The organism is Kibdelosporangium philippinense (assembly GCF_021390435.2).
Lineage (GTDB): Bacteria > Actinomycetota > Actinomycetes > Mycobacteriales > Pseudonocardiaceae > Kibdelosporangium > Kibdelosporangium philippinense.
The window spans coordinates 15304-38891 of record NZ_JAJVCN010000004.1 but is presented as its reverse complement, the minus strand read 5'-3'; the positions used below and the strand labels follow the sequence as shown (position 1 = coordinate 38891).

At 63.8% G+C, this 23588-nt stretch carries 23 protein-coding genes and 1 pseudogene; 6 read left to right on the top strand and 18 right to left on the bottom strand.

Annotated elements, in window-relative coordinates:
* Positions 1-250 precede the first annotated feature (250 nt).
* Together LWC34_RS43040 and LWC34_RS43035 are read left to right on the top strand one after the other, a co-directional pair.
* On the top strand, positions 251-1795 hold the full coding sequence (locus tag LWC34_RS43040; protein ID WP_233731076.1) for a hypothetical protein: 1545 nt from the start codon (positions 251-253) through the stop codon (positions 1793-1795).
* Positions 1792-2673 (top strand): DNA adenine methylase, encoded by an 882-nt coding sequence (locus LWC34_RS43035; RefSeq protein ID WP_233731075.1) that lies wholly within the window; start codon positions 1792-1794, stop codon positions 2671-2673. Before LWC34_RS43040 ends, LWC34_RS43035 begins: the two co-directional genes overlap by 4 nt.
* A gap of 19 nt (positions 2674-2692) precedes the next feature.
* Here the strand turns inward: LWC34_RS43035 and LWC34_RS43030 are convergent, their stop codons facing one another.
* From LWC34_RS43030 to LWC34_RS43020, 3 genes and pseudogenes are all read right to left on the bottom strand, one after another.
* A complete protein-coding gene (locus LWC34_RS43030; RefSeq protein ID WP_233731074.1) occupies positions 2693-2995 on the bottom strand; it encodes a helix-turn-helix domain-containing protein in 303 nt (100 codons plus the stop codon).
* Between the two features lie 103 nt (positions 2996-3098).
* Positions 3099-3841 (bottom strand): annotated as a pseudogene (locus LWC34_RS43025) (ADP-ribosylglycohydrolase family protein).
* Between the two features lie 89 nt (positions 3842-3930).
* Positions 3931-4560, bottom strand: a complete 630-nt coding sequence (locus LWC34_RS43020) for a hypothetical protein (protein ID WP_233731073.1) — start codon at positions 4558-4560, stop codon at positions 3931-3933.
* Positions 4561-4583: 23 nt separating this feature from the next.
* On the opposite strand from LWC34_RS43020, the gene LWC34_RS43015 reads away from it, so the two are divergent.
* A complete protein-coding gene (locus LWC34_RS43015; RefSeq protein WP_233731072.1) occupies positions 4584-5120 on the top strand; it encodes an O-acetyl-ADP-ribose deacetylase in 537 nt (178 codons plus the stop codon).
* Here LWC34_RS43015 and LWC34_RS43010 read toward each other — a convergent pair.
* Both LWC34_RS43010 and LWC34_RS43005 read right to left on the bottom strand, forming a co-directional pair.
* Positions 5086-6087 carry an NAD(P)/FAD-dependent oxidoreductase gene (locus LWC34_RS43010; protein ID WP_233731071.1) on the bottom strand — a complete coding sequence of 334 codons (1002 nt, stop codon included), beginning with the start codon at positions 6085-6087 and terminating at the stop codon, positions 5086-5088. The genes LWC34_RS43015 and LWC34_RS43010 overlap by 35 nt on opposite strands.
* Positions 6088-6097: 10 nt before the next feature.
* Positions 6098-6970: an RNA polymerase sigma-70 factor gene (locus tag LWC34_RS43005; RefSeq protein ID WP_284051879.1), complete on the bottom strand. Its 873-nt coding sequence runs from the start codon at positions 6968-6970 to the stop codon at positions 6098-6100.
* 399 nt (positions 6971-7369) lie between these two features.
* On the opposite strand from LWC34_RS43005, the gene LWC34_RS43000 reads away from it, so the two are divergent.
* Complete coding sequence (locus LWC34_RS43000) at positions 7370-7918, top strand: hypothetical protein (RefSeq protein WP_233731069.1); 549 nt, start codon at positions 7370-7372, stop codon at positions 7916-7918.
* On the opposite strand, the gene LWC34_RS42995 is transcribed toward LWC34_RS43000, so the two are convergent.
* The 7 genes from LWC34_RS42995 to LWC34_RS42965 form a co-directional block, all read right to left on the bottom strand.
* Positions 7880-8290, bottom strand: a complete 411-nt coding sequence (locus tag LWC34_RS42995) for a type II toxin-antitoxin system VapC family toxin (protein ID WP_233731068.1) — start codon at positions 8288-8290, stop codon at positions 7880-7882. The genes LWC34_RS43000 and LWC34_RS42995 overlap by 39 nt on opposite strands.
* Entirely contained in the window at positions 8287-8541 is a 255-nt protein-coding gene (locus tag LWC34_RS42990) for a type II toxin-antitoxin system Phd/YefM family antitoxin (protein WP_233731067.1), read from the bottom strand. The genes LWC34_RS42995 and LWC34_RS42990 overlap by 4 nt, the downstream gene beginning before the upstream one ends.
* An 83-nt stretch (positions 8542-8624) precedes the next feature.
* A complete protein-coding gene (locus tag LWC34_RS42985) occupies positions 8625-9134 on the bottom strand; it encodes a hypothetical protein (protein ID WP_233731066.1) in 510 nt (169 codons plus the stop codon).
* A gap of 83 nt (positions 9135-9217) precedes the next feature.
* The gene (locus LWC34_RS42980) at positions 9218-12019 is read right to left on the bottom strand and encodes a vitamin B12-dependent ribonucleotide reductase (protein WP_233731065.1); all 2802 of its coding nucleotides are present in this window, start codon (positions 12017-12019) and stop codon (positions 9218-9220) included.
* A gap of 113 nt (positions 12020-12132) precedes the next feature.
* Complete coding sequence (gene nrdR, locus LWC34_RS42975; RefSeq protein ID WP_233731064.1) at positions 12133-12606, bottom strand: transcriptional regulator NrdR; 474 nt, start codon at positions 12604-12606, stop codon at positions 12133-12135.
* Between the two features lie 593 nt (positions 12607-13199).
* Positions 13200-14504, bottom strand: a complete 1305-nt coding sequence (locus LWC34_RS42970; protein ID WP_233731063.1) for a tachylectin-related carbohydrate-binding protein — start codon at positions 14502-14504, stop codon at positions 13200-13202.
* Between the two features lie 17 nt (positions 14505-14521).
* A complete protein-coding gene (locus LWC34_RS42965) occupies positions 14522-15841 on the bottom strand; it encodes a CHAP domain-containing protein (protein ID WP_233731062.1) in 1320 nt (439 codons plus the stop codon).
* 223 nt (positions 15842-16064) lie between these two features.
* Here LWC34_RS42965 and LWC34_RS42960 point away from each other — a divergent pair, with 223 nt between their 5' ends.
* Positions 16065-16430, top strand: a complete 366-nt coding sequence (locus tag LWC34_RS42960; RefSeq protein ID WP_233731061.1) for a hypothetical protein — start codon at positions 16065-16067, stop codon at positions 16428-16430.
* Here the strand turns inward: LWC34_RS42960 and LWC34_RS42955 are convergent, their stop codons facing one another.
* Entirely contained in the window at positions 16431-16919 is a 489-nt protein-coding gene (locus LWC34_RS42955) for a LysM peptidoglycan-binding domain-containing protein (protein WP_233731060.1), read from the bottom strand.
* A 246-nt stretch (positions 16920-17165) separates the two neighbouring features.
* Between LWC34_RS42955 and lexA the strand changes: the two genes are divergently transcribed.
* Positions 17166-17834, top strand: a complete 669-nt coding sequence (lexA, locus tag LWC34_RS42950) for a transcriptional repressor LexA (RefSeq protein WP_233734021.1) — start codon at positions 17166-17168, stop codon at positions 17832-17834.
* Between the two features lie 549 nt (positions 17835-18383).
* Here lexA and LWC34_RS42945 read toward each other — a convergent pair.
* From LWC34_RS42945 to LWC34_RS42925, 5 genes are all read right to left on the bottom strand, one after another.
* A complete protein-coding gene (locus LWC34_RS42945; RefSeq protein WP_233731059.1) occupies positions 18384-19415 on the bottom strand; it encodes a hypothetical protein in 1032 nt (343 codons plus the stop codon).
* Between the two features lie 23 nt (positions 19416-19438).
* Entirely contained in the window at positions 19439-20860 is a 1422-nt protein-coding gene (hflX, locus tag LWC34_RS42940) for a GTPase HflX (protein WP_233731058.1), read from the bottom strand.
* Positions 20861-21004: 144 nt separating this feature from the next.
* On the bottom strand, positions 21005-21841 hold the full coding sequence (gene dapF, locus LWC34_RS42935) for a diaminopimelate epimerase (RefSeq protein WP_233731057.1): 837 nt from the start codon (positions 21839-21841) through the stop codon (positions 21005-21007).
* A 10-nt stretch (positions 21842-21851) separates the two neighbouring features.
* The gene (miaA, locus tag LWC34_RS42930; protein ID WP_233731056.1) at positions 21852-22754 is read right to left on the bottom strand and encodes a tRNA (adenosine(37)-N6)-dimethylallyltransferase MiaA; all 903 of its coding nucleotides are present in this window, start codon (positions 22752-22754) and stop codon (positions 21852-21854) included.
* Positions 22751-23452, bottom strand: a complete 702-nt coding sequence (locus LWC34_RS42925) for a class III extradiol dioxygenase subunit B-like domain-containing protein (RefSeq protein ID WP_233731055.1) — start codon at positions 23450-23452, stop codon at positions 22751-22753. Before LWC34_RS42925 ends, miaA begins: the two co-directional genes overlap by 4 nt.
* Positions 23453-23588 lie beyond the last annotated feature (136 nt).

Sequence of the window (23588 nt, the reverse complement as noted above, 5' to 3'; positions counted from 1 at the left end):
CGGGGCAACGACGAGATGTGAGCCGTGGGCCCATTTGCAGCGCACGTCGCGAGATGGTCACGTCATGGACAAGGGTTGCGCGCATATGTATCGATTCACGGCCGTTCAACGCTTATGCCAGCAGTGGATCTAGGTGAGTCACCCGATCGGAGCAGTGGCGGTATGAAGGGATGCTTGGCTGCACCACTAAGGTGGTCAAGATCGTGAAGGGGCGGCCAACGTGCTGGTTAAGGCTGATGGAGGGGTGTAAATGATCGACATGTCGACATGGAAAGAGCTAACCGTTGACGTTGTCGATGACCTTCAGCTTGACCCCCACAACGTCCGACTTGAACTGTCTGACAACGTGACCGAAGGAGATATCGTTCAAGATCTCTTCAGCAATGAGGGAGTCTTGACGCTAGTTGACGGAATCTCCAAGGTTGGGTACCTGACTCATGAGATCCCGATCGTTATTCGAAGGAACAAGGTTCTGGTTGTCGTGGAAGGTAACCGGCGAGTTGCCGCGTTGAAGACGATCCAGAACCCATATCTTGCGCCGGTCTTCCAGTCTCAGATAAGCCGGATTGCAGCAACGATTCCTAATCGAGACTCGTTGAGAAAGATCCAAGTCAAGCTTGCCCCCAATGAAGATGACGCGAGTAGACTCGTGGGAGCAATTCACACGGGGAGCCAGCGCCGCGCATGGTCACCGAATAGACAGGCGGCCTTCTTTCAAGCTCAACTCGATGCTGGAAAGTCGCCGTTGGACCTGATTGAGCAATACCCCACTGTCGAGGTCAAGAAGTTCATCCTCCGGAGTCGGTTTCTTCAAGTTTTCCGCTCGGCTACGTATGGCGACCTGGAGCTTAAGAGCTATATCGCGAGTCGGAAGTTCCCGGTCTCCGTACTTGAACGCCTGTATCCGAACAACGACTTTCTGAGGATCCTCGGTCTGACGGTTGATCAAGACTACAACATTACCACCACCCTTCCTGAAGATGTTTTTAGCGGGTTGGTTGAGAAGATAGTCGGCGACATTAAGAGTAAATATATAGACACTCGAAAGCTCAACAAGACCACCAGTCCGAAATATCAGGAATATCTAGCCGAGTTGCGAAACCTTCTCAATGAGGACGAGGAGGAGCCTACGGGCGGTGGTCAAAGCGGCAACAGTCCTGCTGCGAGCTCGAATAGAAGCCCGGGTGGTGCAGGCATGGCTTCGACGCCTGGTTCTGGCGCGAGCAGCACAGGTGGTTCTACGGGAGGCTCCGGTGCTGGTACGGGACCTCCGGGTGGCACTGGAGCGAGCGGCGTCGGCGGCAACAAGGGGTCCGCAGGCGACAAACCTTCAGTCAAGTCGAAGCGACCAATAAATCTGGATACGTCCGACATTTCTGTGCCTGCCACCTTCCCTGCCTCGGTTAGTCTCATATTGGCGGAATTGTCGCGAATTAACATCACTATCTACCCCAACGCAACCATGGATCTCTTGAGAACGTTTCTTGAGAAGTCTATCAAGGCGTACGCCGACAATGTTGGCGTTGATATACGGACGCAGCAGAATGTAAATGGGTTTGTTTATCTTTCGCATTGCCTCAAGTGGCTTGAAGATTATTTGCCTACCGTAGGCCATCGACCTCTCGCGCAGGTAGTTCGGAAGCTAGCATCGGGAAAGGTGAGCGGATATTATTCAGCATCAACAGATGCATTGAATGCGATAAATCATAACCATAAAGTTCATGCAGAAGCTGAAGATGTGCGCAATTGCTGGAGCACGATGCACGAGCTGATGAAGGTGGTCCTGGCCCCATGAGCGGTGCACTTGCTGACAAGAGTCAATTGCGTCGTGTAACAATCTCGCCGCTGCGCTACCCTGGCGGGAAAGGGTCGCTGTACTCGAGGCTGAAGTCTTTTGTTCGGGCGAACGATCTTACCCAGGGGACTTATGTAGAGCCCTACGCGGGCGGTGCTGGTGCCGCTCTCGCGCTGCTGGTGACAGGGCAGGTTCAACGGATCGTAATTAACGACCTCGATCCCGCAGTCTACGCCTTCTGGTCGGCGGTCGTCGCTGAACCAGCCAGATTTACCGAGCGAATTACGAAGGCTGAGCTTACAGTGAAAGAGTGGAGTCGACAGAAGGAGCTCTACCTCGACCCCTCCGCAGACCCCTTCGAGCTAGGTTTCGCTACATTCTACCTCAACAGGACAAATCGGTCCGGAGTTCTCAACGGCGGCCCTATTGGGGGGATGGATCAGACTGGGAACTACAAGATCGACGCGCGGTTCAACAAGGAAACCCTGACTGAGCGAATTCGCGTAATCGGTCTTCATGCGCGCAGAATTAGCGTTACGAACACCGATGGAATCAAGGTTATCAAGAAGCATGCGCGGAGGCCAAGCACTTTTATCTATGCAGATCCACCGTACTTCGATAAGGCTGGATCGCTCTATCTGAACTCTTTTGGCGATGATGATCACGCGAAGCTGGCCGAGTGTCTTAACGGATACGCAGACACGAAGTGGGTGCTTACCTATGACAATGTATCCCAAGTTAAGGATCTCTACTCAGATCGTCGAAGTTCGCTCTTCTCGCTGAACTATTCAGCTCATCGAGTTGTCAAGACCAAAGAGATCATGGTCTTTTCTGACGGCCTGGTTGTTCCACCTGAGCTAGACGAGGCTCAGGGTTAGGTCGGTGATGCCTTGACACCTATGTTGGCTGTCGTCGTATGCCGTACTTCTTCAGCTTCTTCTTAATCGTCTGGATGTGAACGTCGTAGCGCTCGGCGAGGACCTTGGCTGTAGCGCCTGACTTGTAAGCTTCGATGATCTCATTGACCTGTGTGGGGGTCAGGATCTTGTGAGTGTAGGTAGATGAGGCCGTCCTGCCCTGGATGTTTGTGACCGTTTCGTGACCATCTTGGGCGGGGTCGTTAACCCGCCGCAACGCACTGACCAGCGGTCCGAGGAGATCTGGGCGGTTCGAATAACGGCGAAGGAGCTCCGCCATCATGGGCCAGTGGTCCAATCGTAGGACGCGGGGCCTTCATACGTGATCCGCTCCTTTAAAAGTGCTGGCGGCACCGAATGGCGGCGAGCTGAGGGCCGGGGGATGGCTACTCCCCCGGCCCTCCCCATATCAGTCCTGTGTGGACCAGTCCGGCAACAATCGCGGCGGTCGTGTCAACGTCTCCCCCGGCCTCGACACAGCTCACGATCGCCTTCGGGTAATCATCGAGATACGTTGCCGCGACCCACAAAGCGAACGGGACGGTGTCCTGCGCGGTCACGCGCGACCCGTTGCCGAGTTCATACGCGGCCTGTTCGACAGATTTGCCGATGAGCGCCCGTGCATGCCTGATTCCCTTGCGGGTAAAGCCTTTCGCTAAACCGTCCAGCACCCGTTCGAGGAAATCTCTAGGCTCCGGCCGGGATGTGCAGGCAATCGCCGCGGCACGGGCAACAGCGACCGCACCGACAATCCCCTCAGGGTGCTGATGGAAAGCGTTGCCTGTTCAACGACTTTGTCGAGATCATCGGCGAAGTACGCGCCCAGCGGAGCTACTCGCATCGCGGCGCCATTGCCACACGATCCGGAACCGTTGAAGGCAGGCCCAGCAGCCTCCCGCCACGGAACACCTTTCCGAATCTTGTGCAGAATTACGAACGCCCCCGCGCCGTAGCCACGGTACGGTTCACAGCGATCAGCAAACGTCATCGCGAGCCGATCCTGTTCCACCGCACCGTGATCACGTAGTTCGGTGATGAGGTTGCAGGCCATTTCGGTGTCGTCAGTCCACTCCCACGGACCCGTGGGCGGGTTCCCCGCGATCAACGCGGACAGCGAGCGACCGACCATGAAGAACTGGGCGCCAAGGGCGTCCCCGACAGATAAACCATCCAATGCTCGATAAGCGGATTCAATTGGCATCACTGCCAATCCTAGAGCTACCCAATCGCCTTGCCTAGCTTGCGCGGGTCGCCCGCGAGGACAAGCCCGGCGAGTCCTACGACCTGCTCGGCCGGTGGCCGATCGGTGAGCACGAAGTCGATCCGGAACCGCTGGTTGGCTCGATACGTGAAAACGACAACGACCCCATCAAGGCAGTTGACTCCGTTGAGTTCGCAATCCCATGCAGCGAAGTGATCGCCGTGCTGGCGCAGCTCGGCTTCGAGCAGACGCGCGACCGTGCGTGCGGGCCACTCCCAGCTGTGATCCTCAGTCACACGACGAAGTTCCGCGTCATAAGCCACGGCGTCAAAGCGCACTTCTTCGAACTCCGTGCCCGTGTCCGAAGTGTTGCGCCACGGCCCCCAAACCACTTGGTCGGCATCACGCCGAATGGTCACGTGCAGCGCGCCACAGCACAACTCGGTGCATTCCGCTTCGGCCAGCCGCACTTCGTGTGGTTCGTCGCCTGCCTGCAGGGCAAGCAGGACGGAAATCGGGTCCGCACCCGGAAAGTCATTGTCAGCCTGCGCGATGACGTCCGCTCCGGCCACCATCGGACGGACCTCGACCAAGCTGCCGGGGCCGGACGTCACGATGCGGAGCTGAAAATCGGACGATGTGCGCATGGCCGTCAGGCTAGCCTCAAGACATGGTTTCGGCGCGGAATATCCAGCTCGTCCAGGGCGACATCACCGAGCAGGAAACGGATGTCGTTGTGAACGCCGCGAATTCGTCATTGCTTGGCGGAGGCGGCGTCGACGGCGCGATCCACCGCAAGGGCGGCCCGGAAATCCTGGCCGACTGCCGAGCCCTGCGCGCGAGCAAATACGGCCGCGGCCTGCCAACCGGCCAAGCTGTGGCAACCACCGCGGGCCGGTTGCCCGCCAAGTGGGTCGTGCACACGGTCGGCCCAGTGTGGTCGAAGGATGAAGACCGATCCGATTTGCTGGCGGCCTGTCACAGCAACTCGCTTCAAGTGGCGGATTCCCTTGGCGCGAAGACGATCGCCTTCCCGGCGATATCCACCGGCATCTTCCGATGGCCGGTGAAATCCGCCGCCGAGATCGCGTTGACAACGGTTCTCGCCACGGAAACGTCAAGTATCACGGCCGTTCGATTCGTGCTGTTCGACGCGGCCGCCTTCGAGGTATTCAACGACGCGCTGACCGAGCTGCTGCGCGAGTAATGATTTCCTTGAACCAAGCCGACATTCTCCCCGTCATTACAGCCCACAGTGGACTGTCATCCGCCCGGGTGAACTGACTGACGCCGTCCCGGCGGCCAAGGCTGATGTTCTGCCAGACGTAACGGATCCTGACGGGTTTCGCCGTCCGGCCCGCGATCAGCTTGCCGACGTACTTGCCCATCGGCAGCCCCGTCTGGCAAGACATCCGCGTGCCCGTCGCGGCGTCGCCGATCGCGTACACGTCGGGATGCGACACCGACCGCAGCCAGTCATCAACCACGATCCGGCCCGTTTCATCCACCTCGAGCCCAGCCGCGCGCGCCAGATCCGGCACCCGGAACCCAGCCGCCCACACGACGGTGCCGAACAGCTCCTCGCCACTGCCCAACTGCAGCGTGTCCGGCCCGACCCTGACGACACGACCCCTCCGCACGGCGACGCCCATCCTGGCCAACGCCCTCATCAGGTACTTCTGGGCCCGCGCAGACAGCCAACCCCCGACCGGCCCGTCGGCGACGAGGGTGACGTGCACGCCGGTCTCGGCCAGCTCGGCCGCCGTCTCGATACCCGTCAGCCCGGCGCCGACCACCACGACCTCGTCCAGCGCCTGGGCCCGCAGCTTGCTGGCCAACTCCAGGTCCGCCACCGCGAAGGCGTGCTCGCGAACACCGGGCACGGAGTCCAGGTCAGCGCTGCTGCCCAGGGCGTACACGAGGGTGTCGTACGGAATCTCGCGCGGTCCGACGTGCACAACCTTGTTCTGCAAGTCGAGGCCATCGACCGTGCCCACGACCAGGCCTTCGAGCGGCCAATGCCTGACGTCCTGGCCAGCGGCAACCTGGTGCAGCCGGACTCGTTCGACGAAGTAGTCGGTCCGGTTGACCAGGACATGGTCCACGTCGGCGCGGCGTAGAACACCGGCGGCGCTCAGGCCAGCGTAGCCAGCGCCAAGGATCACGACTGTCATGACTGTCTGACTAAACAGGGCGCCAGTTCGTGACAGCTCGCAGCTTGTCCGGGTTCAGGATCGCACGCAGCGCCGCCACCCGCTCGCCTTCCATCTCGGCAACGAACACGGCGGTCATATGGTTCCAACTCAGCACCCAGGCGGGCTGGCCGTTGATCTCCGCGATTTCGGCGCTGATTTCCTTGAGCTCAGGCCGCCGCTGAAACCCCAGCATATAGCGCAGAACTTTGGCCTTGCCGACGATCGGCCGTCGCGCGGCAGTGACTTTCCCGCCGCCGTCGGCCCACGAAACAACATCATCAGCAAGAAATTGCTCGAGACCCTTGACATCGCCTCGCAAAGTTGCATCGAGGAACCGGCGCACGATCTCCTCATGCCGAGCCCGATCGGCGGGGAAACGCTTGCGCGCGTCGGCGACGTGCCTGCGGGCCCGGCTGTGGAGTTGCCGCGAGTGAGCCTCATCGATGTCGAGAATCTCGGCGATCTCCCGATGTTGATGCCCGAACGCCTCGCGCAGCACGAACACGGCGCGCTCCGGCGGCGTCAACCGTTCCAAGACCACCAGCACACCCAGCGAGACGAGTTCACGCTGCTCCACCGTCTCCAATGGACCCAACGCGCCATCAGCGGTCGGCACCGGTTCCGGCAGCCACGGCCCGACGTACTGTTCCCGTCGTGCGCGGGCGGATGAAAGCCTTGTCAGGCAGAGGTTTGTGACGACCTTCGTCAGCCAGGCCGGTGGGGTGGCGATTTTGGATTGATCCGCGCCGTGCCATCTGAGGAACGCGTCCTGCACGACGTCTTCCGCTTCGGCGACCGACCCCAGCATGCGGTAGGCGATGTTGAACATCCGGGCCCGCTGGCCCTCGAACAGCTCAGTCATCCGACCACCGCTGCGCTGCCACCCGCACGCCTTCCACTTCGGCAACGAATTAGCTCGCCGCTCGGTTCCAAACTCGGCTTCGAACACTTCGATCGGGCAGTCGACGGCTACGGTCCGCCACTTCGATCAGGCGGTCCACGGCTATCTGTGGTGCCGCCACTGCGATCGGGCAGTCGAGGCTGTGGTGCATCACTCCAATCGTGTAGTCCAAAGCCACGGTCCGCCACCGCGATCCGGCCGCCCAAAAGCTATGGCGCGCCACCGCGATCCGGCCATTCAAAGCTACAACGCGCCACTGCGATGGGAGCGCGAGGCTACGGTCCGCCACCCGGATCCGGCCGCCCAAGGACATCTACGGTGCCGTCACTTCGAATCAGGTGCGCAAGGCTATGGTGCCCCATGCAATCGTTGATCTTGGCTATCACTGAACACAAGGACGCTGCCACGTTCCTGGCGTGGCCGGGCGACTTCGAGCTTGACCGGAGCGAGCACGTCGAGGAGGTCCATCTCGCGTCGGGTGCGGCGTTGGAAGGTTTCGCAGGAGACGGCTCCGGAGGCACGTTCTTCTTCTGCGGGGACGGCGGCGAGGAACGCCCTGTGCTGTACGCGGATTCCGAAGGCAGCGCGGGTCTTGTCGCGATTGGCCTGCCGGAGCTGCTGCGTCTCCTGCTGGTCGTGCCCTGGTGGCGTGACTGCCCCGGTTTCACCGCGGAGGAGAGCGCCGAGGCCGCAGCCGAGTTCCTGGAAGACGAGCCAGACTTGCCGGAGCGGCGGGACCGCGCCGCCGCGGCCCTCGGCCTCACCTTGCCGACCGAGGCTGAAGTCCTTGCCCGCCTTCGTGAAGTCGCGACCGGGCCAGGCAAGGATTACGTCCTGATCTTCACCCCGGAGAACACGGCTTACGAACCGTTATTCGGCGAAGGGGTTGACGAGACGTACACCGGTTGAAGCGATGTCGTCGACGTTCCGCGTCACTAAGGTCCAGTCGTGCACCAGCGCGGTGGCGGCCAGCAGTCCGTCGACGACCGGCAGCGGATCGGCGACGTTGAGGCGTCCCCACACCTCAGCCACTTCCGCCGTCACCGGGACGATCCGGTCGCCGTAAACGTCGACCAACTGGCGGAGCCACTGCTCGAAGACTTCGGCCCGGGCGGAGTCACGGCGGGCCAGCCGTGAGACACCCTGTCTGATCTCACCGACGACCAGCGCGCTCAGAAACAACTCGCCCGCCCGCACAGACGCGAACCACGCGGCTACGCCGGGGTTCGGGACTTTCTTGCGGATTTCCGACACGACGTTCGTGTCGAGAAGAAAGCTCACTCACCCTCACCAAAGTCGATTGCTCGAGCAGGCGCCGACGGCCGGCGAACCTCCAGGTCCACGTCGGGTGCTGCCTGCAGGAACGCCTTGAAGTCCCCACCACCTCGAAGACGCCGGTACTCGGCGACGTCGATGACCACTGCGACTTCCTCTCCATGTCTCGTCACGAACTGCGGACCGTCGGTCTCGACCGACCTGATCAGCTCGCTGAACCGCTGCTTGGCCTCCTGTAACTGCCAATGTCCGCTCATCCCCACGCTCCTCAGCTCACCATCTAGACAGTCTAGACAGAAGTTTTGGTGGGTGCGAGGGTGCGATACTGCGCGCAGGGTATTCAGACGGCGAACAGCATGGCCGCGACCCAATGGAAAACCTTGGGGTCGCCGAGGTTGGAAGCCGTCAGCCAGTCCGCGGCACGGCGCGCTTGCCGCTCGTCCTGGATCAAGCCCCATTGCCCAGGACGAACGCCGGTCGCCTGCTCGACATCACGGACAAGACCACCAAGGCAGGTCCAGGTGTGCCAGGTGCCGCAGTCATGACCAACCAGCTCGAAACCAAGCAATTGGCCGTCAGGGATGGACGTCCGCCGTTCAGGCAAACCGAAGGCCGGAATATCCGATTCGGCGATCCCCACCCCAAGCACATGCAGGCCAGCCCGGTTCGCCTGAACACGCGCCGACTCCACGTCGCCGAACCAGTCGTTCCACTCCTGCGAATCCACCGTGAGCAGGTCGACGACACAATCACTCATCGAGACCAGCTCGGTGTTGGGCAGGCCAGCTTCCTGCCAGTCTGGCCGAGCCTCTCGGGAGGCAACGCGGTAGCCCGCCAGGACGTACGTCATGTAATCAGTGTCGTCGGCGGGACAAGCGAAAAAGGGCGGGGTGCCAACCGAACCCGGTTTGCACCCCGCCCGAAACCAGACGGTCAGCTGCAGCCGGAGGTGGAGCCGCAGCCCTCGCAGACGTAGCACGAACCAGCGGGACGCATCTTCGTTCCACAGGTCATGCACAGCGGAGCGTCAGCAACCGTGCCGAGCTGGAGTTCGAGGAGCTCGGTCGAGCTGTGTGCCTTCTCGATCTCCTTCTTCGGCGCGGGAGCCGCGGCCGTTGACGCCTCCACAGTGGACCGCATGCCTTCGATGTCCACATCGGACGAGCCGTAGTCGCTGGCGACCTGTGCGGAACGCTCGTCCGCCGTGTAGATGCCCAGTTGGGCCCGCTTCTCGAACGGCAGGTAGTCCAGCGCCAGCCTGCGGAACAGGTAGTCGAGCACGCTGGTCGCGATCCGCACGTCCGGGTCGTCGGTCATGCCAGCCGGTTCGAAGCGCAGGTTCTGGAACTTCGAAACGTAGAACTCCAACGGAATTCCGTACTGCAGACCGACCGAAATGGACATTGAGAACGCGTCCATCACACCGGCGAGGGTCGAACCCTGCTTGCCCAGCTTGACGAAGATCTCGCCGAGGCCGTCGTCGGGGTACGAGCCCGCGTGCAGGTATCCCTCCGCGCCACCGACGGTGAACGACACCGTCTGCGACGGACGCTTCTTCGGCAGGCGCTTGCGGACCGGCCGGTACTCGACGACCGTCTCCTTCTCCGCACCCTTGTCCGTGCGGGCGGACTTGCCCGCCGACAGCGGCTGGCCGACCTTGCAGTTGTCGCGGTAGATCGCGAGCGCCTTCAGGCCGAGCTTCCAGCCCTGGAAGTAGATCTCCTCGACGTCCTCGATGGTCGCCGCTTCCGGCATGTTGACCGTCTTGGAGATCGCGCCCGAGATGAACGGCTGCACCGCGGCCATCATGCGGACGTGGCCCATCGGCGCGATCGAGCGCTCGCCCATCGCGCAGTCGAACACCTCGTAGTGCTCGCGGCGCAGGCCGGGCGCGTCGACGACGTGGCCGTGCTCGGAGACGAACTCGACGATCGCTTCGACCTGCTCGTCCTGGTATCCCAGTGCCTTCAGCGCGCGCGGCACGGTCTGGTTGACGATCTGCATCGAGCCGCCGCCGACCAGTTTCTTGAACTTGACCAGCGCGAGGTCCGGCTCGATACCGGTCGTGTCGCAGTCCATCATCAGGCCGATGGTGCCGGTCGGCGCGAGCACGGACGCCTGCGCGTTGCGCCATCCGTCGCGGACACCGATCTCCAGGCCACGGCGCCATTCCTCGCCGGCGATGCGCTGGATCGCGGTGTCGTCCTTGGCCAGTGTGCGGATCAGGTCGTTGGCCGCGGCGTGCTTACGGATCACGCGGATGTGCGGCTCGGCGTTGCGGGCGTAGCCCTCGTACGGGCCGACGACACCGGCGAGCTCGGCGGAGCGACGGTACGCGACGCCGTTCATCAGCGAGGTGATCGCCGCGGCGAGCGAGCGGCCGCCTTCGGAGTCGTACGCGTGACCGGTCGCCATGAGCAGCGCGCCGAGGTTGGCGTAACCGATGCCCAGCTGACGGAACTTGCGGGTGGTGTCCGCGATCGGCTCGGTCGGGAAGTCCGCGAAGCAGATCGAGATGTCCATCGCGGTGATCACGAACTCGACCGCCTTGACGAAGGTCTGCGCGTCGAACGTGCCGTCCTCACGCAGGAACTTCATCAGGTTCAGCGACGCGAGGTTGCAGCTGGAGTTGTCCAGGTGCATGTACTCGCTGCACGGGTTCGACGCGGTGATCCGGCCCGACTCCGGGCAGGTGTGCCAGTCGTTGATCGTGCTGTCGTACTGGATGCCTGGGTCGGCACACTCCCACGCGGCCTTGGCCAGTTTGCGGAACAGCTGCTTGGCCTCGACATCTTCGATTACTTCGCCGGTGCCGCGGGCACGCAGGCCGAACTTGCCGTCGTTCTCAACCGCGTGCATGAACTCGTCGGACACACGGATCGAGTTGTTGGCGTTCTGGTACTGGACCGAGGTGATGTCCTTGCCACCGAGGTCCATGTCGAAGCCGGCGTCACGCAGGACGCGGATCTTGGCTTCTTCCTTGGCCTTGGTCTCGATGAACTCCTCGACGTCCGGGTGGTCCACGTCCAGCACGACCATCTTGGCCGCACGACGGGTCGCGCCACCGGACTTGATCGTCCCGGCGGACGCGTCCGCGCCACGCATGAACGAGACTGGGCCGGAGGCTGTGCCGCCGGAGGACAGCAGTTCCTTGGACGAACGGATCCGGGAGAGGTTCAGACCCGCGCCGGAGCCGCCCTTGAAGATCAGCCCCTCTTCCTTGTACCAGTTGAGGATCGACTCCATGGTGTCGTCGACCGACAGGATGAAGCAGGCGCTGACCTGCTGCGGCGACGCGGTGCCGACGTTGAACCAGACCGGCGAGTTGAAGCTGAACACCTGGTGCAGCAGCATGTAGGTGAGCTCGTGCTCGAAGATCTCGGCGTCCTTGGGCGACGCGAAGTAGTCGTGCTCGAGACCGGCGGCGACGTACTTCTTGGCCACCCGGTCGATCAGCTGGCGCAGGCTGCTCTCCCGCACCGACGAGCCCACCGCGCCACGGAAGTACTTGCTGGTAACGATGTTGACCGCGTTGACCGACCAGAAGTCGGGGAACTCGACGCCGCGCTGCTCGAAGTTCACCGATCCGTCACGCCAGTTGGTCATCACCACGTCGCGGTGCTCCCACGTGACCGCGTCGTAGGGGTGCACTCCCTCGGTCGTGTAGACCCGCTGCATCCGCAGGCCCTTGACCTGCTGATCTCCCCCAGCGGGCACACCCACCGTCTCCGTCATGACCAGTCCCTCTCCCTCATCACTCGCGATAACTGGCGCGGCCACGGCCGGGGTACCCGTCCGATCCGGTTGCACCGAATTCTTTGTGCTGCGTGCGCGCGTCTTACGGGTCGTCACTTCTGCTCCGTCTCCACGCGCCTGGCGATCGCTTCCTTCAGATCCGCGATCTCCTTCTCGAAATCCTCAACCGATGTGAACGAGCGGTACACACTCGCGAACCTCAGGTAGGCGACCTCGTCGAGCTCGCGCAACGGGCCGAGGATGGCGAGCCCCACTTCGTGGCTCGGGATCTCGGCGGCGCCGCTCGACCGGATGGTCTCCTCGACTTTGTGTGCCAGTTGTTGCAACGCGTCCTCGTCCACCGGCCTTCCCTGGCAGGCGCGCTGCACACCGCGGACGACCTTGTCCCGGCTGAACGGTTCGGTCACCCCAGAGCGTTTGACCACCGCGAGCACGGCCTCCTCGACGGTGGTGAAGCGACGGCCACAGCTCGAGCACGACCGCCTGCGCCGGATCACTTGACCCTCGTCGACCTCCCGTGAGTCGACGACCCGAGAGTCGGAGTGCCGGCAGAACGGGCATCTCATCGCTGGCACCTCTTCGCTCTCATGAACACCACTGACAGTCACCTGACAACACCCGTGCGTCACCGCAACAGCCTGGTTGGTGATCGACTTGTGGATGGAACGTGGACAACCTGCCCGGCTCCAGCCCCAACCTGTGGACTACTTACAGCGGTGTAACTACTAGATGTAGGGGTGACAGTATGCCCGAGGCCTATCGGATGCAAGTCGACACGGCGCGACTCACAGGCGAGTCACACTGCCGTGGACTCCTTGTGTTCTACGCCACACGTGGTGTCCATCCAGACCGGACCGACGCCGACAATCAGCCGTTCGAGCGAACTCCAAGAGGGCCGTTCGCCACGGTCCGCACATGCTAGTGGTTTGCCTCGGAGGGTTGCTGGTCGTATTCGGCGGATCCAGGTTTCCGCTGGGTGTGCCGGGCAAAGGTGCCTGTACCGGGCGTACCGGTGCCTTTGACCGGTACGGCCAGCGGGAAGCTGGGCCGTCGAGACGGCCGGCGAACCCTTCGAGGCAAACCACTGGTGCCCCGCGCTCGGCGAGCGCGGGGCACCAGGTGGCTCAGTCAGTGAGCCGGAGTGGGTAAGTTGTTCGGTTCAGGCGGTGTTGAACGGCTGAGCCGACAGCAGGATCTGGGTCCAGCCGCTGGCGTCCACCGGGTCGTTCGAGTGACCGACCAGATCCGACCCGTTCAGGTCATACGGGTTGCGGTCGACGTACCAGTACAACCCGCCCTCTCGGGTCTTGCCGTAGTAAAGGCCGCCGCCCGGCGACACGACCTCGTCGATCCCGGCCCACTTCTCGCCGAGCGTCGCACCGGCCCACGTGTTGTCCGCGTTGATCCGGTACGAGCGCAGCACACCGGTCGTGGTGACGCCAAGCAGCCAGTCGTCACCGGTCGCGGTGAGCGTCCGCATGGTGAACCCGGTGTCGATGACGGCACGCTGTCCGATGTGGACATCGCTTGGCTTTGGCCGCGAGACCACATAGGACATCAGGGTGCTGCCCGCGATGCCGTACAGGTGGCCGTACCCGTCGTAGGTCAGCATGCTGTGCGTCCAGCCGCCGTTGATCGCCACCGGTGGGTTGAAGTGCAACGAGTTGTTGTTGGTGATGATGTCCACCCGGTGCAGCACACCGGCAGGCGAGGTGACGAGGACGGTGTTGAAGTTCAGCGTCGCCATGGCCTTTGGCGTGAACCCGAGATTGTCGCTGGAGACCAGCGTCTTGGTGCGGTTCCCGTTGGCTGAGTTGATCGTCGAGTACGTCAGCCTGCCGTCAGCCAGCGCACCGTAGATCGACACGGTCTTCGGGATCGGCTCGCTGCTGAGTTCCGCGACGATCCGCTGTGCGTCCGCGACCTCCTTGGCGTAACGGTCAGGATGGGCAGAACGCTGCGTCTTCTGGCACACGTCGCCGATCGGATCGGTGCGCCACTCACCGTCCGGGTGCGTACGCAGCATCTCGTCGAGGAACGCGTTGGTCGACCACACCGGGTTGAGCCGCTGCGCCCTGGTGCCGTAGTGCGCTCGCTGCTGGAACAGCCCAAGGCTGTCGTGATCGAGTTCCTCGTTGATGTTCTCAAGCAACGACTCGACGATCGTCGTGGTGATCGCGATGACTTCGGCGCGCTGGCCGAGGCCGCTGTCGCGGACCGTGTCGAGCACGATCCGTGCGCAGGACACGCGATATCCGGTCATCGCGTTGCGGAGTTTGCCTGTCAGAACGTTGTTGAGCCTTGCGGCCGCGGCATTGTCAGCCGCTGTCGGCCCACCGGCCACACAGGGATCGTGTGGGTACATGATCTGTGGGGACATCTCCCCGACCGGCATCGCGTTCGCCGTCGTCGCGCCCAGACTCAGGATCGTGGCCGCGGCCAGCAGTGTCTTCTTGAGACTCATGGTCGTGTTCCTGACGATCAGGCGCCAGGCGGCGCGACGTAGCCGGAGATCGGGGCGTTGAGCCTGCCGGACCGGGCGGTGTCCGGATCGATGTGCTTACGCGTGACCTTGTCGTTGACGTTGCCGCCGACCACGCTCAGCGTTCCATCCGGGTGCACGGCGACGATCACGTCGACGTGTCCGCCTGGCTCGTCGACCGGCGTCCCGTAGATCACCCAGTCACCGATCTTCGGGCTGCCCTTCGCGCTGCCGGACCGAGCCTTGAACAGGTTGTTCCGCATGCCCCACGCGCCAAGTCCACGGGCTGTCCACTCTGACCTCGGGACGTTCGAAACGCCGGCGGCGTGCCAGGTCCAGGTCGCGAACATCGCGCACCAGTCGTTGTCGCCACGATCGCAACCCGGGTGGTACTTGTCGCAACCGGACTCGGCTTGGCCGATTTCACCGGTCGCGATGTCGCCGATCCGCTTGCGCACGGTGTTCACCGGCGTCGAGGCCTTGCACCCGGCCGGGTCGGCGGAGAGCAGGTTCTGTGTCCAGCCACGGGAGGACACCGGGTCGTCGAGGTGGTAGGTGATGTCGGTGCCGGAGCCGTCGGTCGGGTTGCCGTCCTCGTACCAGTACATCGCGCCGTCAGGGTTCTTGCCGTAGTACAGGCCACCGCCGGGCGAGACGAAGTTCTCGAAGCTCTGCCAGCCCTTGTCGTCCAACTGGTACCGCTTGTAGCCACCGGAAGCGTTGATGGCGTAGCTGATCAGCTGGCCATCGCTCGCGGTGGCGACGAGCCAGTCGTCCGCGGCGGCGGCAAGGGTCTTGAGGGTGAAGCCGGTGCCGATCTCGCGGCGCTGGCCGATGTGCGGCGAACTCGGTTTCGGCTGGGAAACCACGTACTGCAACAACGTTCCGCTTGAGGTCGTGCCGTACAGATGACCGTGGCCGTCGTAAGTCAGCAGGTTGTGGGTCCAGCCACCTTCGATCGAGACCGGATCGTTGAACGTCAGCGAGGTGTTGTTGGTGATGACGTCGACGCGGTACAGCACACCACCGGCCGAGTTGACCAGGATGGTGTTGAAGTTCAGCGTGGCCATCGCTTTCGGCGTGAACCCAAGGGTTTTCGACGAGACAACAGTGCGCTGGACGTTGCCGTTCTTCGGGTCGATCGCCGTGTAGGTCAGCCGTCCGTCCGGCAGGACGCCGTAAACCGAGACGCTACCGGCACATGTGGCGTCCGCGTAGGCGGGAACGCTTGTGGCGACAGCGATTCCGGCCACCGCGAAGACGAACGTCAGCACGATCGCCGACAATCTTCGGGCATGCGAAAGAAGGTGTGCGCGCAACGGAAATCACTCCTGTGGTCCCATGGATGCGGGGTACGGCCAGGAGTAGATCAGCCCGATCACGCAGTGTTCTCCCGGTTTTCTTTCGATTCCGCGCCACGTGCACAAAATTGAATGCGAGCGAGCGGGAAAAACCGGTAAAGTCGATCATGTGCGGACCTACCCGAGCGGCTTCTTCTAGCGACGCCAGGAAAAGCCTGGCGGTGTCACGAGGGAGCACGGGTTGTCCCGCACCGCACATCACCGGACCGGCCCATGGCCAGGCGGCTGGCGGCCATGGCGAATCGCCACAGCGCGAGGCTTTCGTTACAGCGCAGCATGTCTGGCCGAGGCATACGACCGACGGCCGTGGCCGCAAGCCATTCGCCGCGAAGTCAGTTTCTATCGCTACCCGCGCGCACTGCCCCGCGATACCGAGGTCGCCCGGCTGTCCGCCATCACCGAACGCCGCGCTCGTCAACGGCTTCGCGGTGAACTCACCGATATCCGCCGACGGGTGAACCGTCTTTCGAAGGACCGGCTGAAGCCTGGGGATGTCGACGTCACGCCGTTCGCCCATCACCACGAGGCGATCCACCATTCATGGTGATCAGGATGCGGACGGAACCTCCAACGCTTGACCGGCCAGCACGATGTTGCCGGGGATCTCATTGAGCTCATGGATCCGGGCGACGACGGCCTCGGGGTTGTAGCCCGGGGCCGAACGCTCGGCGACATCCCACAAGGTCTCGCCGGGCTGGACCCACACGACGGCCGTCTGGTCGGGAACCGTGTTGGCCGTGAAGGCGTTGGCCATGGCGCCGACGCCGAGCACCGCGAGGAACATGCCTGCTCCAACCAGGATGGATGCCGCGACTCGCCGTCGGCGCCGGACCGCTGGGCTGCACGGCACCACTCGCGAATGAGAAGGGCGGCGGCCTGCGACGCGCCGCGTCTTGGTCTCGACCCGGCGCGCCTTGCGGGGGCGTGCCTGCTGCTTCTTGGGTTCGTCGACCTCGGGCAGCGGCGGCACCAGCCGGAGCACTGGCCGGGTTTCCAGCTGCGACAGGTCGATCCTCGTGCGTACCGGAGCCGCCATGTCGTACCCTTCTCGCGTGCCCTGAGATCGAACACCGGTTCGATCGAACGTTCGTGCGAATGTGTACCACCAACCACCGACAAAAATCGAGATCTGCTCGGCGTGTCCCTCGAACAGGTGTTTGATCTCCAGGTCGAAGCGGACTACGGTCGGTGAAGATGATCGAGCTCGCCCACAGGTGGGCGAGGATTTTTGGAGGCGGAAGCGGTGCCGCAGCGCAGCAAGACACCAGAGCAGGGCGACAACATCCGCCCCTTCCCTGAGCAGGCTGACGACTTGGACTCGGGCACCCTGCCGCCGCGTCAGCGCGCGGTGCTCGAAGTGATCAGAGCGTGGGTCGAACGGGTGGGCTATCCCCCCAGCGTCAGGGAGATCGGCGAGGCGGTCGGCCTCACGTCGACCTCATCGGTCGCCTACCAGCTCAAAGCCTTGGAGCGGAAGGGCTACCTGCGCCGGGACCACAACCGCCCGCGCGCGATCGGCGTCCTGCCGCCCGACGCGGACGCGGCGCAACTGGTCGGCGAGGACACCCCGGCACCGACGCCCGCGTACGTCCCGGTCCTCGGCCGGATCGCCGCCGGTGGGCCGATCCTGGCCGAACAGGCCATCGAAGACGTCTTCCCGTTGCCGAAGGAGATCGTCGGCGAGGGCTCGCTGTTCCTGCTCAAGGTCGCGGGTGACTCGATGATCAACGCGGCGATCGCGGACGACGACTGGGTCGTGGTGCGCCAGCAGTCGGTCGCGGACAACGGCGAGATCGTCGCGGCGATGATCGACGGCGAGGCCACGGTCAAGACGTACAAGCTGCGCGACGGGCATGTCTGGCTGCTGCCGCAGAACGAGGCATACGAGCCGATCCCCGGCGACGAGGCCACAATCCTCGGCAAGGTGGTCGCGGTTCTCAGGCGCCTCTGAAAAGTCACCAACGAGCGATCTCCCGCGTCGCGGGAGCTTGCTCGGTAGGCAAACCGTTGCGTCGCACTGCCTGGAGCAGACTGCTCGGCGGTGTGGTCGTGGCTGGGCTAATGCTGGGTGGCAGCGCGCTCGCGGTCAGACAATGCAAGTCGATAGCACCCGAGCAGGTCGCGCACTGACCAGCTGGCAAGGACATCGGTGTGTTCCGGCCGCTCGGTCTGCGGGACAACGACGTCACCTGCGGCTCGACCTGCACGACGCCGACCCTGGCCAAGATCACGCGGAGCTAGCGGCTTGTCTCGTAAGGTTGCCGCGTTTATTCGGCGGAGCCGGTCTCCGCTGGCCTGACTCGAATGAGGCATTTCCCTGGCGGGAAGGCCGCCTCCTGTATCGTCCGGCGCTGGTCACGCTCGCGACTGTTCATGAGGGCCGAATTAGGGGCGTGAACGCCGTCAAGGTGACCTTCACGGCATCAACTTGTGCAACAGGTGTGACGCATGTGACGATTGATCGTCCATTATAGACAGACCGGAAGCCCAGTATGAGCCACTAGCGGCTGGTGCCTTTGCGGGCCATGAACGCCAGTCCACCCAGGACGACGATCACACCGATGATGATCGCCAGCCACGACGGGAACCCTGAGTCCGAAGTGGCCGACGCGGCATTGGCATCCCCCGCCGCACCACCGGAATTCCCAGGACTGTTACCGCCCTGAGGATTCGGCGACACCATTCCGGTCGCTCCAGCGATCGTGCGAATCGGCTGGCCAACGCCTTCCGAACCAGTCAGCAACGTGCCGTCCGGTTCGAAAGCGATCGTCTCGCCCTGTGGTTCGTCAGGCAGTCCAACCCGCACGGGCTCACGCTTCAAAGCCGCGGCGATGTCCCCATCCGGTGCGCTGAACAGATACGCATCGGTGTAGGTCCGAAGCGCCACAACCTTTCCGTCAGCGCTCACCGCGCCGCCGGTCACGAGCACCGTCGCGATCGCGTGCGGGATCCGGGTCGGGCCACCGGGAGTCTCCGTGGTCTTGAAGTCCACAGAGCCCACTTTGGTCAGTTTGGTCGGCCCTGGGCTCGCCAGTTCACCTTCGGGCCGGTAGACCTCGGCGGGACCGAACGGCTCCTTGGTGACGATGTACGGAACGCCCTTCTGGTCGAGCAGCAACGCTTCCGCGTCGTGCTGACCGTCCGGATAGGTCAGTCGGTACAGCGTCGCGTTGCCGTTCGGCTTCAACGCGATCAACGCGACGGTCTCGCGTTTCTTGCTGTTGTCACCCGTGTCGGACAGCCAGATCGTGCCGTCTTTGGCGACCGCCATGTCTTCGACGTCGAATGGGTCGAGCTTGTTGGTGATCGTGCGTTCGACTTTGCAGTCCTTGCTCAGCACGCTCACGCTGACCTTCGTGCCGCCGTCGTTGGTCGCGTACATCTTCGAGCCGTCCGACGCCAGGCCGGACAGCTCTCCGATGCTTTTCACGTTGAGCTTGCAGCGCTCGACCGGGTCCGCGTGCGCGGCGGTCACCGGTGCGAGCGCCACAGCGAGAGCCAGGGCGCCTCCCCACGCCAAGACTCTCTTCACCCCGATCACGAGCAGTAGACGTCTCAGGCCGGTGCCACGTTGCTTGCGAACTGGCCAAGTGCCCCGGCCAGGTCGCCGTTCACCCTGGCGTGCAGCTGGGTGCCCTCCGGGGTGTGACGCTCGGCGAGCACTTCACCCTCCCGGTGGACCCTGGCCACGAGCTCGCCACGGGCGTACGGCACGAGCACGTCGACCTCGACGTTCGGCCGTGGCAGTGCCGTGGCCAAGTGCTCACGCAGTTCGTCAAGCCCGAGTCCCTTGTGTGCCGAGACGAACAACGCGCCAGGCAACAGGTGACGCAAGCGCGCCAGCTGCAACTCGTCCGCCGCGTCGATCTTGTTCACCACGAGCACCTCGGGCGGCATCGGCGTGTCGTTGCGCTCGGCGATCTCGGTGAGCACCTCGCGCACCGCGTTGACCTGCCACTCCGGGTTGTCGTCCGCGCCGTCGACCACGTGCACCAGCAGGTCGGCGTCGGCCACCTCGTCAAGCGTGGACCGGAACGCCTCGATCAGCTGGTGCGGCAGGTGCCGTACGAAGCCGACCGTGTCGGTCAGCGTGTACGTCCGGCCGTCCGGTGTCTGGGTGCGGCGGGTTGTCGCGTCCAACGTGGCGAACAACGCGTCCTCGACCAGCACGCCCGCGCCGGTGATGGCGTTGAGCAGGCTGGACTTGCCCGCGTTGGTGTAACCGGCGATCGCGACGCTCGGAACCTCGTTGGCCACCCGGCGGCCACGCTTGGTCGCCCGTACGCCGGACATCGCCGCGATCTCCCGCCTGAGCTTGGAGATCTTGGCGCGGATCCGCCGCCGGTCGGTTTCCAGCTTGGTCTCACCGGGGCCACGCAGACCCACACCGCCGTTGCCGCCACCGGCACGGCCACCGGCCTGCCGGGACAGCGACTCACCCCAGCCGCGCAGGCGCGGCAGCAGGTACTGCAGCTGTGCCAGCTCGACCTGGGCCTTGCCCTCCTTGGACCGCGCGTGCTGCGCGAAGATGTCCAGGATCAGCGCGGTCCGGTCGATCACCTTCACCTTGAGGCGTGCCTCAAGCTGGCGGAGCTGGCCCGGCGACAGCTCACCGTCGCAGATCACCGTGTCCGCGCCGGTCGCGAGCACGGTCTGGAAGATCTCGTCGACCTTTCCCGAACCGACGTACGTTGCCGGGTCTGGCCGGTCACGCCGCTGGATCAGCCCTTCGAGGATCTCCGAACCGGCCGTCTCGGCCAGCCGCGCCAGCTCGGTGAGCGACGCGTCGGCCTGCTCGGCGGTCCCTTCGGTCCACACACCGACCAGAACCACTCGTTCGAGTCGGAGTTGCCGGTACTCGACCTCGGTGATGTCGGAAAGTTCGGTGGACAGCCCGGCCACTCGACGTAGCGCGGACCTGTCCTCGAGCTCCAATTCCCCCGTCGAGACCAGTTCTTCCGCGTAGTCTTCCGTCATTGAGTAAGCCCTGTCCTTACCTGTCGTCTTTATCGTTCCTACCCATAGTCGCACGATCAGCCGATTCCGCCGACTGGTTATCGCACCCGTTACAACGCTGGGAACCACCCGTTTCGTTCCCATGACGTGGATAGTTGACGAAACTCAGGAAGCCGACTCCCACCAGCGCCGGTCGAGGGTGCCACGAGCGACGAGCACCGCGGGACCGGTCAGCGTGCTGCCGTCCTCGGTGATCTCCACCCGCACCCGACCGCCTAGAACGTCCACATAGGACCAACCGGTCGGCTGGTCGGCGAGGTGCAGCATCGCGGCCACAGCAGCGACCGTTCCCGTTCCACATGACCGGGTCTCGCCAACCCCACGCTCGTGCACGCGCATCTGGATCGCGTCAGGTCCCTTGCGGCGGAACAGTTCCACGTTCACGCCATGCGGGAACAGCACCGGATCGTGTCCGGGTGGAACGGTCAGATCCAGGTCCGCGGGATCGCTGTCGATCAAGCAAGCCAAGTGCGGGTTGCCGACATCGATTGCCACACCGGCAAAACCTTCACCGGAAACGGAAGCGTGCGAACGCCCGAAAACGCGAGCCGGTCCCATGTGGAGCGTGACAGAGCCGTCGTCGTGCGTCTCGACCGGCCGAGGGCCCGACCGGGTACCGACCACGAACTCGCCTCGCTCAGCAAGCCCAGCGTCCACGAGATAGTTGGCGAACAACCGAAGACCGTTGCCGCACATCTCGGCGATCGACCCGTCAGCGTTGCGGTAGTCCATGAACCAGCCGTCAGGGTCCACATCAGACGGCGCGTCCGCGACCGCGGCGCCTTTGACAACGCGCAGAACACCATCCGCGCCAAGCCCGCGGTTGCGGTCGCAGAGCGCGCGAACACGCGACGCGGTCAGGTCCAGAGTGCCGTCGAGGTCAGGCAGCACCACGAAGTCGTTCTCGGTGCCGTGTCCCTTGACGAAGTCGATGTCTTGCACCCCACTCAGGTTACGGGGTGACGATCCGGAGCACCTCGTCGAGGAGGTCCTCGGCACCAGCGTCCAGCCACGTGATCCGCTTGTCGCGGCGGAACCAGGACCGCTGCCTGCGCACGAACCGCCGGTGCCCCTGCGCGGTCAACCTCGCCGCCTCATCCAGGTCGTACTCACCGTCGAAGGCCGCGAGAACCTGCTGGTAGCCGAGCGCACGCGACGCGGTCAGGCCATCCCGAAGCCCAAGTTTCTCCAGCTCACGGACCTCGTCGACGAATCCGGCCGCGAACATCCTGGTCACCCTGGCGTCGATCCGGGCGTCCAGTTCGGCCGGCTCGCGGTCCAGCCCGATCAGGACCGTGCCATAACGCGCAGGCCCAGGCTTAGGCATCGTCGCGGAGAACGGACGGCCAGTCAGTTCGATGACTTCCAGCGCACGGACCACGCGGCGCCCGTTGGTTGGCAGGATCGCGCCAGCCGCGATCGAATCGAGCGCGGCCAGTCGTTCGTGCATCAGCGGAGCGCCGACGGTTTCAAGTTCCTGTTCCAGCCTGGACCGGATCTGCGGGTCGGTACCCGGAAACTCCAGGTCATCCAGTACAGCCTGGACGTAAAGGCCGGAACCGCCGACCAGGATCGGGACCTTGCCCGCGGCCTGGATCTCCTCGACGATCCGGCGAGCATGTCGTTGGTACGCGGCGACCGACGCGGTCTCGGTGAGCTCCAAGACGTCGAGCAGGTGATGCGGGACAGCCGCACGTTCGGCTGTGGTGACCTTCGCGGTGCCGATGTCCATCCCGCGGTAGAGCTGCGAGGCATCCGTGTTGACGACCTCGCCGCCGAGTTTTTCGGCAAGCGCGATGCCCAGGTCGGACTTGCCGGTCGCGGTGGGGCCGACGATGGCGATGGGTCTGCTCACGGCTCGACACGATCCCAGACAACGACGTGGTAGCCGACACCGAACGGCACCATGAGCTCGCTGGACACGCACTGCCATCCGGAACCGGTACCGGCGAGAACCTGCCAAGCGGACCGTCCCTGTGCGCCCAATTCGGCTGCCAGGCCCTCGTCCAGAGCGAGCAATGCCTCCGTATCAGCGTTTTTAAACGCCGTGTGGACCTGCTGATCGAAATCCGAGGCCCGTGGGTCCGGACGGACCGGCGCGCGCTCACCGTGCTTAGGAGAGCCGTCTCCGAGCACAAGCAGTCCAACTGGACTGTTCGCCGCCCGCGCGAGACGTTCGCCCAACGCCCGGCACTGCGCACTTGTCGCACTGGGTGAGACCAACTGGACGCTCACCGTCTGTGCACCTGCTTGCTCCCGCAACCACCCAGCGATCAAAACCGGCAAAGGCAACGCCGGGTCGAAGTCACCCTCCGTGTTCTGGTTCAGCCGAACCCGGACATCGACGCCGAAGCCGCGAAAACTGCCAGCCGCATCGTCCGCGACCTCGCCAAATCCCGGCGCGACAGCGATCCACCTGCGGGAACTCGCCGCCAGCGCGCCGACCGCGGCCACGCACGCCCGCCGCACCTCGGACACCTCAGGCACCTGTCCGACCACCAGTTCGGGCACTAAAAGTGGGGCGTAAGGCACGACGACGGCGCGGACGATCACGCTGAGGAACGTTACTAGGATGATCAGAGCTGAGCCTGGTGGTTCCGACTCGGGCGTTGACCTGTTTGAATGCGCGCGGAACCTGTCGCCTTCGCGACCGGATTCCACGTTGCTGGGCCCCGGCGAACGACGGGGC